Annotated in this window: 15 protein-coding genes; 3 read left to right on the plus strand and 12 right to left on the minus strand. The window is 51.8% G+C overall.

Translation table 11 applies throughout. The features are described 5' to 3' along the window. Positions 1–63: 63 nt before the first annotated feature. Together NDK47_RS19300 and NDK47_RS19305 are read left to right on the plus strand one after the other, a co-directional pair. The gene (locus tag NDK47_RS19300; protein WP_251871402.1) at positions 64–1,560 is read left to right on the plus strand and encodes an aminotransferase-like domain-containing protein; all 1,497 of its coding nucleotides are present in this window, start codon (positions 64–66) and stop codon (positions 1,558–1,560) included. 14 nt (positions 1,561–1,574) lie between these two features. Beyond that, positions 1,575–2,921: a TrkH family potassium uptake protein gene (locus NDK47_RS19305; RefSeq protein WP_251871403.1), complete on the plus strand. Its 1,347-nt coding sequence runs from the start codon at positions 1,575–1,577 to the stop codon at positions 2,919–2,921. Positions 2,922–2,940: 19 nt separating this feature from the next. On the opposite strand, the gene NDK47_RS19310 is transcribed toward NDK47_RS19305, so the two are convergent. Beyond that, the gene (locus tag NDK47_RS19310) at positions 2,941–4,338 is read right to left on the minus strand and encodes a sodium:solute symporter family protein (RefSeq protein WP_251871404.1); all 1,398 of its coding nucleotides are present in this window, start codon (positions 4,336–4,338) and stop codon (positions 2,941–2,943) included. Positions 4,339–4,653: 315 nt separating this feature from the next. Here NDK47_RS19310 and NDK47_RS19315 point away from each other — a divergent pair, with 315 nt between their 5' ends. Further along, positions 4,654–5,415, plus strand: a complete 762-nt coding sequence (locus tag NDK47_RS19315; RefSeq protein ID WP_251871405.1) for an N-acetyltransferase — start codon at positions 4,654–4,656, stop codon at positions 5,413–5,415. 67 nt (positions 5,416–5,482) lie between these two features. On the opposite strand, the gene leuB is transcribed toward NDK47_RS19315, so the two are convergent. From leuB to infC, 11 genes are all read right to left on the minus strand, one after another. After that, complete coding sequence (leuB, locus tag NDK47_RS19320) at positions 5,483–6,577, minus strand: 3-isopropylmalate dehydrogenase (RefSeq protein WP_251876248.1); 1,095 nt, start codon at positions 6,575–6,577, stop codon at positions 5,483–5,485. A 165-nt stretch (positions 6,578–6,742) separates the two neighbouring features. Next, positions 6,743–8,278 (minus strand): 2-isopropylmalate synthase, encoded by a 1,536-nt coding sequence (locus NDK47_RS19325; RefSeq protein WP_251871406.1) that lies wholly within the window; start codon positions 8,276–8,278, stop codon positions 6,743–6,745. 51 nt (positions 8,279–8,329) lie between these two features. After that, positions 8,330–9,319, minus strand: coding sequence for a ketol-acid reductoisomerase (gene ilvC / locus NDK47_RS19330; protein ID WP_251871407.1), 990 nt, complete (start codon positions 9,317–9,319; stop codon positions 8,330–8,332). Positions 9,320–9,375: 56 nt separating this feature from the next. Beyond that, the gene (gene ilvN, locus NDK47_RS19335) at positions 9,376–9,876 is read right to left on the minus strand and encodes an acetolactate synthase small subunit (RefSeq protein WP_251871408.1); all 501 of its coding nucleotides are present in this window, start codon (positions 9,874–9,876) and stop codon (positions 9,376–9,378) included. Continuing rightward, positions 9,877–11,613 carry a biosynthetic-type acetolactate synthase large subunit gene (gene ilvB / locus NDK47_RS19340; protein WP_251871409.1) on the minus strand — a complete coding sequence of 579 codons (1,737 nt, stop codon included), beginning with the start codon at positions 11,611–11,613 and terminating at the stop codon, positions 9,877–9,879. Positions 11,614–12,295: 682 nt separating this feature from the next. Then, positions 12,296–13,462 (minus strand): sulfate adenylyltransferase, encoded by a 1,167-nt coding sequence (sat, locus tag NDK47_RS19345; protein WP_251871410.1) that lies wholly within the window; start codon positions 13,460–13,462, stop codon positions 12,296–12,298. 20 nt (positions 13,463–13,482) lie between these two features. Further along, positions 13,483–14,184 carry a phosphoadenylyl-sulfate reductase gene (locus tag NDK47_RS19350; protein WP_251871411.1) on the minus strand — a complete coding sequence of 234 codons (702 nt, stop codon included), beginning with the start codon at positions 14,182–14,184 and terminating at the stop codon, positions 13,483–13,485. Positions 14,185–14,456: 272 nt separating this feature from the next. After that, the gene (locus tag NDK47_RS19355) at positions 14,457–14,702 is read right to left on the minus strand and encodes a hypothetical protein (RefSeq protein ID WP_251871412.1); all 246 of its coding nucleotides are present in this window, start codon (positions 14,700–14,702) and stop codon (positions 14,457–14,459) included. A 277-nt stretch (positions 14,703–14,979) separates the two neighbouring features. Further along, complete coding sequence (gene rplT, locus NDK47_RS19360; RefSeq protein WP_251871413.1) at positions 14,980–15,339, minus strand: 50S ribosomal protein L20; 360 nt, start codon at positions 15,337–15,339, stop codon at positions 14,980–14,982. A 145-nt stretch (positions 15,340–15,484) separates the two neighbouring features. Then, entirely contained in the window at positions 15,485–15,682 is a 198-nt protein-coding gene (gene rpmI / locus NDK47_RS19365; protein WP_251871414.1) for a 50S ribosomal protein L35, read from the minus strand. Positions 15,683–15,737: 55 nt separating this feature from the next. Next, the gene (infC, locus tag NDK47_RS19370) at positions 15,738–16,274 is read right to left on the minus strand and encodes a translation initiation factor IF-3 (RefSeq protein ID WP_251876250.1); all 537 of its coding nucleotides are present in this window, start codon (positions 16,272–16,274) and stop codon (positions 15,738–15,740) included. Between the last annotated feature and the right edge of the window lie 276 nt (positions 16,275–16,550).

Genomic DNA, 16,550 nt, shown 5'->3' on the forward strand with positions numbered 1-16,550 from the left:
TCGGGTTTGATTTATAATGGGGTCAACTTTTTCATACACTGATTTTGAACGAGGTGCTCGCCTATGCCCAACCGGCCATTTTTCGCATTTCATTTTCAGAAGCATGCAAAAACACCGCTCTACTTGCAATTGTTTGAACAGCTACAAACCGCAATCCTGCGCGGGGCCTTTCTGGACGGCGATCAGCTCATCTCTTTGCGGGAAATGAAAGCCATCAGCGGCTGCTCTCTGGAAACGGTGAAAAAAGCCTACGACCAGCTTGCTCACCATGGCTGGGTAGAAGCGAGCCAGGGAAAAGGGTACTTCCTGACGGCTAAAACCCGCGAGCTGCGCACCAAAGAGCGGCTGCCGCTTACGGATATCCCGCTTTTTTCACTCGCCGATTCCATACCCGTGCCAGGCGCAGATTTGCTTCGGCGTCTCCGCACTGCTTTTTCGGAATGTGTCGACATCTTAAGCGAACAGTCATCCGAAAAGAAACTCCGCCGCATACGGGCCGCTGCTGCCTACTCCACCCATTTAAACAGGAGAGGAATTCCCTGTGTTCCAGAGCGCCTGCTCTTGTTTAACCGCAGTACCAGCGCATTCTCTTTTGTGGTCCAGCAATTGATGCAAAAATCCGACGTTGTTTTTATCGAAGAATACCATTATCCGGTGTTCTCGGCCATGCTCCATCAATTTGGTGTCACCGTGAAAGCGATACCGATTGATAGTAAAGGGATCTTGATCGAGGCATTGGAAGAAGCAACCGCTGCTGCTTGCCCGCAATGGCTGCTGATAAATCCGCACCACCATTTTCCCACGGGAATCAGCTATTCGCGCAAACGAAAAGAGCGTCTGATCAATTGGGCCAAAAAACACGGTGTCGCCATTTTGGAAAATGACCATCACGGGGATCTCTGGTTTCGCGAGCCCCGCCTCTCCCTGTACCAGTTGGCTGACCAAGAGGATGATCCTCCCGCTGTCTTCAGCTTGCACTCCTTTTCGAAAACACTGGGCCGGGATGTGCAGCTTGGGGCTTTGGTTCTGCCCAGCCGTCTTTCGGGAGACGAACGAGAGCGGCTCAGACAACTCGTGGCTTTGACCGGAGCCGAGCCTTCTTTGCTCATCCTGGAGGCGGCCGCCCAACTGATGGATGATCCCTGGTTTTACGAAGAGTACCTCCCCGGGCGGCGCTCACTCTTCTTTGCCAGCTGGCAATACCTTTTGCAGGAACAGCAGCGGGCGCTGCCAGCTCATGCCCGTATCCTCCCTATCAAGGGCGGGCTCAACGCCTGGATCGAATGGGGAGAACTCGTTCCAGACGCTGCTGAACAGGAAAAGCAGGTCATCGCGCTTTTACGTAAGGAAGGGCTGGAGCTCAGCGGCGGCCACTCCTTTCGCCTGCCGGTTGAATCAGCAGACGTCCGCCGTCCAGCCGTCCGTTTCCCCTTTACTGCCTTGGACAAAAGAGAGCTAAAATACTGGTTGCATCGACTGGGGGCAGGAATCTATTATACTTACAGAGGTTCGTGGCATACTAAACATACCCCATCGATCCCATCAAACAGTAGAGAGTAGAGGGATGATCACGAATGATACAAAAAAAAGTAGGGAAGCTGCATCTCGATCCGCCCAAGACCCTTGTCGTGGGCTTTGCACTGATCATCCTGTTGGGCGCTTTCCTGCTCACGCTGCCCGTCTCCACCGTTGACGGTTGGGGACTTCCCTGGCTGGACGCCCTCTTTACCGCAACCTCCGCTACCTGTGTGACCGGTCTGATCGTGGTGGATACGGGAAGTACCTTTACTCTTTTCGGACAAATCGTCATCTTGTCGTTGATTCAGGTCGGCGGGCTTGGCTTCATGACGATCGCCACGCTGTTTGCTCTGCTGATACGAAAACGGATTTCCTTGAAAGAACGTCTTTTGCTGCAGGAATCCCTCAACCAAATCTCTATCGAAGGAATCGTGCGGTTGGTCAAAATGATTCTTGTCTTTACAGCCATTACGGAAGCAACGGGCGGGCTGCTGCTTTCGCTCCGCTTTTCCTTTGACATGCCTGTCGGACGCGCTTTCTACTACGGCTTCTTTCATGCGATTTCCAATTTCAACAATGCGGGCTTTGATTTGATGGGCAATTTCTCCAGTTTGACGCATTATGTAGAGGACCCGGTTGTAACCCTGGTCGTCTGTACCATGATTATTCTGGGGGGGATTGGTTTTATCGTCGTCAGCGATGTGTTTGAATATCGCCGCTCACGGCGATTGACCCTTCATACAAAAGTAGTTCTGTTCACGACAGCTTGTCTGGTTATCATCGGCACCACGCTGATTTTCATTTTAGAGTTCAATAATCCCAAAACCTTGCAGCCACTGTCACCCCTTGGAAAAGTGCTTGGCTCTCTGTACCAGTCCGTGACTGCCCGAACAGCAGGATCCAATACCCTCAGCATTGGAGACATGAGGCATTCTTCCTTGTTTCTCATCATCATACTGATGTTTATTGGAGCTTCCCCCGGCTCTACAGGCGGCGGGATCAAAACAACCACCTTTGCTACCCTGATCGGCGCTGTCATCGCCCAAATCAAAGGAAAGGAGGACGTTATTTTTTTCCGGCAACGACTGCTTCCGCACGTCATCTACAAATCGCTCACTGTGGCGGTCAGCGGCATGTTCCTGGTTGTGATGATGACCATGATTCTTTCCATCACGGAGGGTGGAGCAGAGTTTCTCGCGATTTTATTTGAGGTCACCTCTGCCTTCTCGACCACAGGCCTCTCTATGGGGCTCACCCCGAGTCTCAGTCCAATCGGAAAAATGATGATCATTTTGACCATGTTTGCCGGCAGGGTGGGGCCGCTTACCATCGCTTTCGCCCTGGCTCAAAGGAAGCAAAAGGAATATTACCGTTTTCCAAAAGGAAAAATCATGATCGGATAGACAGCGAAAACCCCGTTCTTCAGCTTAACGGCCGAAGAGACGGGGCTTTATTTTGTGCACGGAAACGTCCGGCGAGCAAAAGGAGCAGGCTGAAGAGTCCGCTCACATAAAGCGGGTCAATCCCGGTGATGGGAAAAAGGGTCCACGTCCACAAAAGAGCCACCACCGGAGCGCCCCAAATCGCCGCTGCGGCCCACTGGCTGTGTACGGGCCGCACCTGAAACAGGAAAAACATCACCGGTAAAAAGACAGTCACTCCTCGCAATGTCATGGCCAGGAAAGCCCAATGCAGGATCAGGGCATTTTCATCCAGGCAGACAAAGAGATAGGCTAGCAGGATCACTCCCGTAATCAGCCAGCGCGACAGTGCCAGCTTTTGCCCGTCGGATTGAAACCGGCTCGTGTATTTCTGCAGCACGTCACGATTGAGGATCGTCGCAATGCTAAGTGTGAGCGCTGCTCCCGTCATCACGACCGACAACAGGATAATAGCGTAAGCAGCCCCTGCCAGCCAATCAGGTGAGTGAAGCAGGAAGAACTGGGGAACAGCTTCCCGGGGAGTGATGCCGGGATGGGCATCATGCATGTACAGACCGATCCATGCACTAACCAGCCCGATCATAAGAATCACCACCCCCGCGGTAATCGCACCTGTCCGTGCTTCACGAGCATTCCGACTGGCGAAGATCGGCTGTAAATAAGCCTGTGTGGAGAAAATGCCGATGATCATCGCGGCTCCCTGAGCCCAGCCCAATCCGGCCTCAGACACGACCAGGGAAAATCGGCCTTCCTCCCACCAGTTCACATAGGTTTCGCCGCTAAGCAGCCACCAGAGCCAGCCACCTGTGCCAAACAAGAGCAGTATCAGCATGCCTGTTTTCAGCGAGCCTACGATGCTGGCGCCCATGAACCCGCCTGCCAGCACATAGGCAAAGATCAGACAGGCTGGAATGAAGGCCATAATGAGCAACGGTCCCTTCCAAAAGACGGACACGAACGGCAATGCAGCCAGCAATTGGGCGATGACCTGGATGAACATGCCTACAGACAGAAAAATACTGGCTCCCAGCTGCGATGAAGAACCGTAGTGGGCACCGATCAGCTCTGGCAAGGTCTCGACCCGCATGCGAATGAATCGGTTCGCGCACACTCCGAGCAGCATGACCGCCACACCGCCGCCCATTGTAAACCAGATCGCCGACAATCCGTATTGATAGGCCAACTCACCTGTTCCCACGATGGATGTGCCGCCTACAAATCCGCCAACCAATGCTCCTGCCACCATGCCGGCGGAAAGCGAGCTACCTGCATTGCTAAAATCACTGCTGCCGCGAACAGATCGCTTCGCGGCAACCCCGGCAATTACTGTAGAGAGTAAGATTGCAAGAAAACTGAGTAGAAACCCGATCGAAGACACGATGTTCTCCCTTCTGATGCTGCATTTTTCGCGTAACGATGAACGGCGCGTCATCTGTCGAAAGATTAAAATAATGACTTAAGTATATTATGAGAACTGGTTCATTTACAAGAGTTATCCGAAGGAATACTTCCTATAGGTATATGGTGCTGGATGTAAACGGGGGCTGGGAAGTTGCTGTTTGCCATTCATGTGACCTATAATTTGTATTGAACGTATAATGAAGGAAGAAATTTTTACGAATGCATCAACTGGAGAGCTTCTATTATTCAACGGACAATCTGTATTCTGTCTTGTTGTGGTGAGGTTGAGGATATGGGATACATTCAAATCACAAAAGCCAACATCGAAACGGAACACATCTGCTGTGCATTAGGCGCAAAACAATACGAGAATGCGGTAATCGAAAAAAAGAAATGGCTGACGGAACGAATGGATGAAGGATTGGTGTTTTACCGTCTGGATGAACGCGCGAAAGTTTTTATTGAATTTATACCCGCTGAGATGGCGTGGGTTCCTGTTCAAGCGCCCAATTATATGTATATCAATTGTTTATGGGTTTCCGGGCGGTATAAGAAGAATGGGCATGCAGCGCAATTGTTGCATTATTGCAAAGAAGATGCGATGAAACGCGGCATGGATGGAATTGTCCACATCGTCGGAAAGAAAAATTACCCGTATCTAAGCGAGAAATCTTTCTTCGAACACATGGGTTTTACATTAGTAGACCAAGCAGAACCCTATTTCCAATTAATGGCATTGAAGTGGAATGAACAAGCTGTCGTACCCTCTTTTTCAAAGCAGGGCATAACTTCTCCCCGGGATGAGGGCGTATGCATCTATTACACAGCGCAATGTCCCTTTGCTGTCGGTATGCTTGAAGAGCTGAGAAAGGTAGCGGAAAAGAGAAATGTCCCCTTTCACGCTTACCAGATCACGACAAAAGAAGAAGCACAACACTCACCGCTCATCTGGACAACCTTTGGTCTGTTTTATAATGGCGAATTCATTACACACGAAATATGGAGTGCAAACAAATTTGACCAATTGCTGACAAAACGGTTAGAGAAAGAATGATTTGATAAAAAACAACCCTGTTGATTGGCTGAACGCCGCCCATTCAGGGTTGTTTTTTCTTTAAATCTTATTGAGCAATGGCGTTTCCGGAAAGAGCTTCGCAAACCAGTCGACCCATTTCTTTGGTGCCAATCGCTTTGCTTCTGTCTGCGGCGATATCGCCAGTGCGATAACCTGCTTCCAATACGGACCATACCGCACGTTCAACCGCTTCTGCTGCCTCATCCATTCCAAAGGAGAGACGAAGCATCATGGCTGCAGACAGGATCGTCGCCAATGGATTGGCAATCCCTTGACCAGCGATGTCCGGTGCAGAGCCGTGAACCGGCTCGTAGAGGCCAAAGCTGCCTTCAGCAAGGCTGGCAGATGCCAGCATCCCGATGGAACCTGTCAACATGGCAGCCTGATCGCTCAAAATATCGCCAAACATATTTTCCGTCACGATTACGTCAAATTGCTTCGGTGCCCGGACGAGCTGCATGGCGCAAGCATCAACCAGCATGTGTGAAAGCTCGACGTCCGGATAATCGGCCGCGACGCGCTCCGTCACTTTGCGCCAGAGACGAGAGCTTTCCAGTACATTGGCCTTGTCGACCGAAACGAGGCGTTTTTGCCGCTTCCGAGCTACATCAAAGCCGACGCGGACAATCCGCTCAATCTCATTTTCATGATAGATGCATTGATCTTCCGCTACTTCGCCATTTGGTCCGTCATAACGTTTTTTCTCACCGAAGTAAATGCCGCCTGTCAATTCGCGAACGACGATCAGATCAACGTCCGATACGACTTCCGGCTTCAGTGAGGAAGCCTCGACCATCGAGGAATGCATCGTGGCAGGACGAATGTTGGCAAACAAGCCAAGCGCCTTGCGAATGCCGAGCAGTCCTGTTTCCGGACGAAGATGTCCGGGGTTCTGATCCCATTTGGGACCGCCCACGGCACCCAGCATCACAGCATCTGCTTCTTTGGAAATGGCAATGGTCTCTTCCGGCAGCGGCGTGCCATCCGTATCGATAGCGATTCCGCCGATGCGACCGTATTTGAACTCAAATGTGACTCCTTCGCGTTTCTCCACCAGAGAAAGAACTTTGACAGCTTCCTCCATGATTTCCGGACCGATTCCATCTCCCGGGAGAACGGCGATGCGATAGGTTTTTTTCATCTTCATCCCGCTTTTCCTTCATATAATTTTCTCAGTATGGATTATCGCTAGGTTATGTGCAGGCTGATTTTCTTTTTTCTTTCCACCTGCTCCTATCCGTCTCTACGATAAGGCCGTTCCTCTTTGGTCTCTTCCACTCTATCTTCGTCTCGGCCGGGGAAACAGCTAGTTGGCTGCTCCCACCAAGACCTCTCCGCGGCGTTCGAAGATTTTGTTGATCGCCCGGACGTACGCAATGGCACTAGCCTCCAATACGTCGGTACTTACGCCGCGTCCACTCACCGTCAGGTCTCCCTGCTGCAAGCGAACAAACACTTCACCAAGTGCGTCCTGCCCTTGTGTGACAGAGAGAATCTTGTAATCGGCGAGGGTAACATCTTCTCCTGTTGCACGATCGATCGCCTTGTAGATGGAGTCGACCGAACCGTTTCCGCACGCTGCTTCCTCGCATACGGAGCCATCTGCCCGCACCAGTCTTACGCTGGCCGTCGGTACAGAGAGGTTGCCGTAGGAGAGCTGTACCGATTCGAGACGATACATCTCGGCACCCCGCACCATTTTAGCGTCAACGAGCGCAAGAATATCATCATCGCTGATCTCTTTTTTCTTGTCGCACAATTCTTTAAAAGCAGCAAAAGCTGTGTCAACCTCTTCCTGCTCCAGATGGTACCCCAGCTCTACCAGCTTTTCTTTAAAAGCATGGCGGCCGGAGTGTTTGCCCAGCACGAGCTTGTTGGACTTGAAGCCGACGGACTCTGGACGAATAATTTCGTAGGTCGTCGCTTCTTTCAAGACGCCATCCTGGTGAATGCCGGATTCGTGAGCGAAAGCATTGGCACCGACAACCGCCTTGTTGCCAGGGACGATCATCCCGGTCAAACGACTGACCAACTGACTGGTCCGGGCAATTTCCTTCAGCTGCATTTTAGTGGTCGCCTGATAGAAGTCTTTGCGTGTCTCCAGCGCCAAAGCTACTTCCTCCAACGCAGCGTTTCCGGCACGTTCACCAATCCCGTTAATGGTGCCTTCCACCTGGGTCGCTCCTGCTTCGACTGCGGCCAGACTGTTGGCTACAGCCATGCCCAAATCGTCATGGCAGTGACAGCTCAAGCGAACACGTTCGATACCGGGTACGCGCTCCCGCATTTCACGGAAGATGTTGCCGTATTGCAGCGGGGTCATGTACCCCACCGTGTCAGGAAGGTTGACGGTCGTGGCGCCCGCTTTGATGACGGCTGCCACTACCTCCGCCAGGAAGTCGATTTCTGTCCGTGCCGCATCCTCTGCGGAGAACTGCACCTCAGAAAAATATTTCTTGGCATAAGTTACAGCTTCTACTGCTTTTTCGACGACTTGCTCCTTCGACATGCGCAGTTTGTGTTCACGGTGAATCGGGGACGTTGCCAAAAAGACGTGGAGGCAGGCGTTTTGTGCATGGCGCAGCGCTTCGTATGCCTTATCCATATCACTCTTGACGGAGCGTGCAAGACTGACGATTGTGGAATTCTTCACACGTTTCGCTACTTCGGCCACGGACTTTTGGTCGCCCGGGGAAGCAGCAGCAAAACCTGCCTCAATTCGCGTCACGCCCAGCTTTTCAAGTTGCAGGGCGATCTCCACCTTTTCGTTCGTGCTGATGTTGACGCCAGGAGACTGTTCCCCGTCGCGCAATGTCGTATCAAAAATCTCAATGGTCCGCATGAACTCTCCACCTCCACAATTTCCTTGTCCTTCTTATTTAAGTTTCTTCTATTATTTATTGATCCAGGACATCATGCCGCGCAGCTTTTCACCCACTTGCTCGATTGGATGTTCAGCCTCCATGCGACGGCGTGCGTTGAAGCCAGGACGGTTTGCTTGGTTTTCCAAGATCCAGTTGCGTGCAAAGGTACCGTCTTGAATTTCAGCCAGTACTTTTTTCATTTCTTTACGCGTCTCTTCCGTGATCACGCGACGGCCGGTGCTGTAGTCTCCGTACTCAGCAGTATCACTGATGGAGTAGCGCATGCGAGCCATGCCGCCTTCATACATCAGGTCTACGATCAGCTTCAGTTCATGCAAGCACTCGAAGTAGGCGATTTCCGGCGCATAGCCAGCTTCTGTCAAGGTGTCAAAGCCTGCTTTCACCAGCTCGGTCACACCGCCACAGAGAACTGCTTGCTCACCGAAGAGGTCTGTTTCTGTCTCTTCACGGAAAGAGGTTTCCAGTACACCTGCACGTGTGCAGCCGATTCCGCTTGCATAGGCCAGAGCCGTTTCCTTCGCTTTGCCGGAAGCATCCTGATAGATCGCGATCAGACCAGGTACGCCGAAGCCCTCTTGATAAACGCGGCGAACGAGATGGCCAGGGCTCTTCGGTGCAACCATGATTACGTCTACATCTGCCGGCGGTACGATTTGACCGAAGTGGATGTTGAAGCCGTGGGAGAAGCAAAGAGTGGAGCCAGCTTTCAGGTTTGGCGCTACCTCGCTTGCGTATACTTGTGCCTGGCGCTCATCCGGCATCAGGATTTGTACAACATCTGCGCGGCTTGTTGCATCAGCGACGCTCAATACTTCGAAGCCGTCTTTTGCTGCTTGATCCCAGGATTTCCCTTCACGCAGACCAACGATTACCTGATAGCCGCTTTCACGCAGGTTTTGCGCTTGTGCATGCCCTTGGCTGCCATATCCGATGATCGCAATTGTTTTTCCTCTCAGCGCTTCTTTGTTTACGTCATTTTCATAGTACATAGTTACCATTTGTGTAGCCTCCCTAAATTTGTTTAGTTGTCATCATTATTCTGAATATATTGCCCTTACACATTAGCTGGCACAGGCACCACACTGCGCGCCATCGCCATCGAACCGGTGCGGGTCACTTCAGTAATCCCATAGCTTTCCAGCAAGACCAGCAGGGCGTCGATCTTCTCTGTATCACCCGTGACCTGGACGATCAGTGAAGCAGGGCCCACGTCGACGATTGTCGCCCGGAAAGGCTCTACAATTGCATTCAGCTCGGCAAGCTGGCTGGGGCTGGCATTTACCTTGATCAACGCCAATTCCCTCGAGACATAAGCATTTTCACTGAGGTTCGTGACCGTGATGACATCAATCAATTTATATAGCTGCTTCATTAATTGATCGATCTTCTGCTCGTCTCCCCCTGTGGTGATGATCATCCGGGAGAGACCTGGCTCTTCACTGCCACCGACCGTAATACTGTCGATGTTGAAGCCGCGCTGACCGAACAGTGTGGCGACGCGCGTCAGTACGCCGGGTTGGTCGTTGACGAGGATCGCAATCGTATGTCGCTGCATCTATTCGTCCCCCAATACCATTTGATCTAGTGTGTTTCCTGCGGCAACCATCGGATAGACGTTTTCCTCCTGAGCGACGCGGAAATCCACTACCACCGGGCCATCGTGCGCGAGTGCTTCTGCCCACACGGCTTTGGCCTCTTCCGGTGTCGAAGCCCGCAGGCCCTTCACCCCGTATGCCTCAGACAGCTTGACGAAATCAGGACTGCAAGTGAGGTCAATTTGGCTGTAGCGATTGTCGTAGAACAGCTCTTGCCACTGGCGCACCATGCCGAGACATTGGTTGTTGATGATCGCTACTTTGACCGGTACTTTGTACTGAGACAAAATCGCCAGCTCCTGATTGGTCATCTGGAAGCCGCCATCCCCTACTACGGCGATAACTGTGCGGTCAGGATGCGCGATTTGCGCACCGATTGCTGCCGGGAAGCCGAAGCCCATCGTCCCCAGTCCGCCAGAAGAGAGGAAGGAACGGGTGTGCTTGAACTTGTAGTACTGAGCTGTCCACATCTGATGCTGTCCGACATCCGTCGTCACGATCGCTTCGCCGTTGGTCGATTGGTACAACAGCTCAATGACTGCTTGCGGCTTCAGGACATCTCCGTCTTTTTTGTAGCTGTACGGGAACTCCTCCTGCCATTTCTTCAGTTGGTCAATCCATTCTTCTGAGTCGCAGCGCGATACCAGCGGAAGTGCTTTTTTCAGGGTGCTCTTCACATCGCCGGTCACCTTGATCGCTGTGGAGACGTTTTTGCCCAGCTCGGCCGGATCGATGTCGACGTGAACAATCCGTGCTTTGGGAGCAAATTCTTTGGTTCGTCCCATCGTGATCCGGTCGTCGAAGCGCGCTCCGAGGCCGATCACACAGTCTGCATTCAGGAGTGCCTGGTTGGCTGTGTAGCTGCCGTGCATCCCCGGCATTCCCAATGCGAGCTCATGCACACCCGGGAAACCGCCCAATCCCATGAAGGTGTTGATCACCGGAATCCGTGCTGCCTCCGCGAAGGCAAGCAGTTCCTGGTCTGCACCTGCCGAGATGATTCCGCCCCCCGCCATGATGACTGGCCGTTTGGATTCGGAAATGGCTTGAACAAAAGCCTGTACTTCTTCATCGGTTGGCTCCACAGCGGATTTGTACGCGCGAATCTCGACCTGATCGGGATACGTAAACGGTGCGACTGCGTTGCTTACGTCTTTCGGTATATCGATCAGTACCGGTCCCGGACGGCCTGTCGTCGCGATATGGAACGCTTCTTTTACGACGCGCGGCAGATCCCGGATGTCTCTGACGAAGTAGCTGTGCTTGGTGATCGGAATCGTGATTCCCGTGATATTGGCTTCCTGGAAGGCGTCTGTCCCGATCAAATTCTGAGCGACGTTTCCAGTGATGCAGACCAGCGGAACAGAGTCCATCTGAGCCGTGGCAATTCCTGTGACCAGGTTGGTAGCCCCAGGACCAGAGGTCGCGATGACCACTCCAGGTTTCCCGGTTGCTCTTGCGTACCCGTCTGCCGCGTGTATCGCACCTTGCTCGTGACGCGTCAGAATGTGCTTGAAGTAACTCCCATAGAGTGAGTCGTAGATGGGAAGAACCGCACCACCCGGATAACCAAAAATGTACTCGACTTGCTCCAAGATCAGACAGCGCAGCAGCGTTTCCGCACCTGACACCTCTTCACCGAATTTGACTGGCGGCAAGCCGTTTTTTCCTTGCAATTCGGCGATTTGTACACTCATCTTTCTCTCCTCCTCCCACGGTCTCTTCATGCATTGAAAAAACCTATTGGCTAATAGAAAAACCCTTTCGCCCCGACACGGTTTTCTTTTCCATGTCTGTTTGGGGCGAAAGGGTTCGCGGTACCACCCAACTTCATCGGCGCCTCACGGTCAGCCGATCTCAGCCAGTCGATTGAAGACTGCAACACGTTAACGCGTGTCAGACGGCCCAACCTACTAATCACTTTGGCGGAAGCGACTTTCAGCTGGACGGCTCGAAGGCGAGCAATGCTCCACATTCTTTGCCCAGTTCTCAGCATCCTGGGCTCTCTGTTAAAGAAGAGGCGGGCACCATCCTTGTCATGGCCGGTTTATAGCAATATTTTTAATATTTTATTTTTGTCTGAAAATAAAGTGTTACGTCTGATTATAGCCACGTGCCCAAGGGGTGTCAACGAGATAAAAAACATTTTGCCGGACTTTCGTCCGAACGAATGATCAGTCAAAATCCCCTTTTCCTTGCCGTTTTTTCATGTAAGCGGATACATCATTCTTTCAAAATTACGAGACCGATGTCCCATTTTTTTGTGTCTGGAAACAGCTTGGCTGTTTATTGCTTCCGTCGGTCATGAAAAAAAGTCCGGGTATCCCGGACTTCCCTCCACTGTTTTTGCTCGGCTTTACTTCCAGATTTTTCATCATATTACAATTTTGCCCCTTTTCTTTCCGCCATTCCCTGGATCAAGATTTTGGCTACCTCGGGGCGGGAAAATTCTGGTGGTGGTGTGATCCCCTCCTTCAGCATTTCCCTTACCTTCGTGCCGGACAGTGTGACATGCTTTTCCCCCGGATGCGGGCAGGTTTTGCTCGTGGCCATTCCCTGACAGACGGTGCAGTAAAAGCTATGTTCAAAAAAGAGCAGTTCGATGCCCAACTCTCCTGGCAAAAACTCGGAGAAAATATGTTGGGCGTCATAGGTGCCGTAGTAATCACCGACACCTGCGTGATCCCGGCCAACAATAAAATGCGTGCAGCCGTAATTTTTCCGAACCAATGCGTGAAACACGGCTTCCCGCGGACCAGCATACCTCATGGCTGCCGGAAAGGAACCCAAAAAGACGCGGTCCTGCGGATAGTATTGTGCCAGCAGCGCCTGATAGCTTTCCATACGCACAGCGGCCGGGACATCGTCTGCCTTTGTCTCCCCCATAAGCGGATTGAGGAACAGGCCATCGACGATCTCCAAAGCCGTTTTTTGAATGTATTCATGGGCTCGGTGGACGGGATTGCGTGTTTGAAAGCCGACGATAGATTTCCAGCCTTTTTTCTTGAAAACCTCCCTCGTTTCGGCAGGTGTGTAATAGGTTTCCGCGAACAGCGCGGGAATCAGTCGTTTCTGGACAGATATCGGCCCCCCGAGATAGAGATCCGGTTTCTCAAAGAGCTTTTTTACACCGGGATGATTGGCATCACTCGTCCGAAATACATGTAAGGCTTCTCGCCTTTTATCCGGCTTGTAGATACTTTCCACTGTCATGAGGGCGATCATTGTCCCGTCCTCATCAGCAAGCAGGACCTCCTCCCCGATCCTGACATCGCCATACGCCGCTTCGTCGACAGCCAGCGTCACAGGAAGCGGCCAGATGATGCCGTTTTGCAAACGCATATTATCCACGACTGTCTCATAATCAGTCTCTCCAAGGAAGCCGGTCAGGGGTGAAAAAGCGCCGATGGCGATACATTCTATGTCCGACTGGGTCCAGCGATCTACCGTAACGACCCGGCGATTTGCTTTTGATGCCAAAAGCTCCGTCGACTCTGTCAGACGATTGATCAAAATGCCGCCGTGGGGCAGGCTGGTGATGGTCATGTTGTTTTCGCTCCCTTGGCTCATTTATGCAGGCCGCATTCGGTCTTGTCAAACCCACTCCACCGTCCTGCCCGGGGGTCTTCACCCGGCGCGACTGGACGTGTGCATACGCTGCAGCCAATGCTGGGGTAATGCCGATCATGCAACGGATTGTAAATGACGTCGTTCGTTCGTATATACGACCATACCTGCTCGCGGGTCCAATCAGCCAACGGGTTCAGTTTGACCAACTGGAACTTCTCATCCCACTCCACTTTTTTGGCGTTCGCCCTCGTTGGTGCCTGCTCCCGTCGAATCCCTGTAATCCACGCGCTATATTTCGAAAGAATTTCTGTCAGCGGCTCAACTTTGCGGAGCTGGCAGCAGAGATTCGGTTCCCTTTCCCACAGCTTTTCGCCATACGCAGCTTCTTGTTCTTCGAGACTGAGCTTTGGCAGCACCTGAATAAACGACATCCCGTAGCGCTCTTCCAGGCGATCTTTGGTCTCCAACGTCTCTGGAAAATGCTTGCCCGTGTCGAGGTAGAAGATCGGGGTCTGCGGGGCAAGCTGGTGGAGCATGTCGATCAACACCACGTCCTCTGCTCCAAAACTGGATGCCAATATGATATCTGTTCCGAATTGTTCCACTCCCCAGGCGATCACGTCCTGCGGCTGCTTGTTTTCCAGTCGATAAGCAGTCAGGTTCAGCTCTTCTCTGGAAAACCTCCCGTGATAGGTCATGCGGGTACTCTCCCTTCCTGCTAGACTTCCCCATATCATATGAGGGAGGGGCGCAAGTGGATATATGTCCCCTAAACATTTGCCTATACAACCCGTGTGAGCCCCGGAAATGAAGTAAAAAAAGCGCGCTGATGGATCAAAGATATCTCCAAGCAGCGCTTACTTTCTGAGAAAAACGTCCCGTACCTCGGGGAAGGATCAAATTCTCATGTTTTTCGAATTGCCGCATTGACGCATGCGGTCTGCAACTGGGCTGTCGTCACGGTGTTCCCTTACTTGTCAGAAACGCCACTTTCTATGGGCGCAAAGAAATGGACGGCTGGGGCTGCCTGCACAGTAGTCGTCGTTTGGACAGTCGGCTGACTCTGGACGGTTGGATTCGCCTTCCCGAGAACTCCCATCGGCGGGGCAACATAGGCTCCATCGTTCTCAGTCTCTTTGGCAAATGCCCCTGTCGCCAGAACCGCAGAGCTTGCTACAGCCAAAAGACCAACCATCATCCATTTTCCTGTTTTCATCTCAAAACACTCCAATCCAAGATTTGTTCTTTACGCTCTTATCGTAACGGACCTGGCCGAACACTCGAAACGGACGCGCGATGGGTTTTCTTTCCATCCTGAGACGGAACCGTTTGCTGGATTGAGGTCGGAGAGAGACTGGTGTTGTCAGTCATAGCCGTTTTTCACAAAGAAAGCCTGCGAAGTGAACGAACTGGGAGAAAGTTTCATCTACTGCTCAAAAAAAAAGAAAAAAACCGGCCATCCTCTAACGGGAAGACCGGTTTTTACACGCTAATTACGCGTTCAGTTTGCCTTTTGCTACAGCAGCCAGCTCGTTGAATGCCACTTTGTCATTCACAGCCAGGTCAGCCAGCATTTTGCGGTTTACTTCAACGCCAGCCACTTTCAGGCCGTGCATCAGACGGCTGTAGGACAGGCCGTTCATGCGAGCTTGTGCGTTGATACGAGTGATCCACAGTTTGCGGAAATCACGTTTTTTCTGACGACGGTCGCGGTACGCGTACATCAGGGATTTCATTACCTGTGCGTTCGCGGATTTAAACAGGCGATGTTTGGAACCGAAGTAACCTTTCGCCAGCTTCAGGATTTTTTTATGACGACGGCGTGAAACAATGCCACCTTTTACTCTTGGCATACTAAACTCCTCCTGATATTCCAGCATGGCGGCCGGATGCAAACGGCAGCGTGCAGACTCGGGATGCGGGCCTGTTTACGCGATCACTGCAAGGGCGCTTAGGGAGCACATGCTGAGAAATGTGTTTGTTGGTTCAAAAGACTTTTTACAGATACGTAACCAGTTGCTCGATGCGTTTTTGGTCGCCTTTGGATACCAGAGCGCCTTTGCGCAGGTGGCGCTTCGCTTTGGTGGACTTGTTGGCGAACAAGTGGCTGGTGTATGCGTGATCACGCTTCAACTGACCGGAGCCGGTTTTTTTGAAACGTTTTGCAGCGCCTCTGTGAGTTTTCATTTTCGGCATAGTAGTAAATCCTCCTGTCCTAAACTGCTGATTCGAGGCAGCGTGGCCTCAACTTTTACTTTTCCGCTTTCGGCACCATAATCATGATCATGCTGCGTCCTTCGATCTTCGGCTTGCGCTCTGGAGCGGCAATATCCTCGCAAAGGGTCGCAACACGTTCCAAGACTTGTTGCCCGATCTCGGAGTGAGTGATTTCACGTCCACGGAAGCGGATGGAGCACTTCACTTTGTGCTGATCTTCCAAAAACTTGCGGACGTTGCGAAGCTTCGTTTGAAAATCGTGTTCCTCGATGTTGGAAGAAAAACGGACTTCTTTCAACTCGATAATTTTCTGGTTGCGACGAGCTTCCTTCTCCTTTTTTGCCTGTTCGTACTTGAACTTGCCGTAGTCCATGATGCGACATACCGGCGGCTTCGCAGTAGGAGCAACGTTCACCAGATCAAGATCAGCCTCCTGCGCAATACGCAGAGCTTCTTTAATGGGCACGACTCCCAACTGGCTCCCGTCTGATCCAATCAAACGGACTTCACGGGCACGAATCGCTTCGTTCACTATCAGTTGATCCTTGCTAATACTTGCCACCTCCGTCATTTTCGAGAAGGACAAAACGGCCTGGACCGTTTTGTTGACCGCAAGCGGCCACATCCAATTTTACGAAAAACGCAAAGGCGTTTTTCAAAGAAAATGTGCGAACGCTAACGCGCCCGCACATATCTCACCTAGCAAATACAACAGATTCACAAATTGCATTGCGAGTGACCTGCCAACAGTCAAACTGACGTCGAACCAGGTGAGAAGCTGGGCGCTCCTGCTTTTTCTCGAAGGTATAAGTGTTTATACTCTACTAAGAATAACGGTTGTTGCAAA

The sequence above is a fragment of the Brevibacillus ruminantium genome (assembly GCF_023746555.1).
Taxonomy (GTDB): Bacteria; Bacillota; Bacilli; order Brevibacillales; family Brevibacillaceae; genus Brevibacillus; species Brevibacillus ruminantium.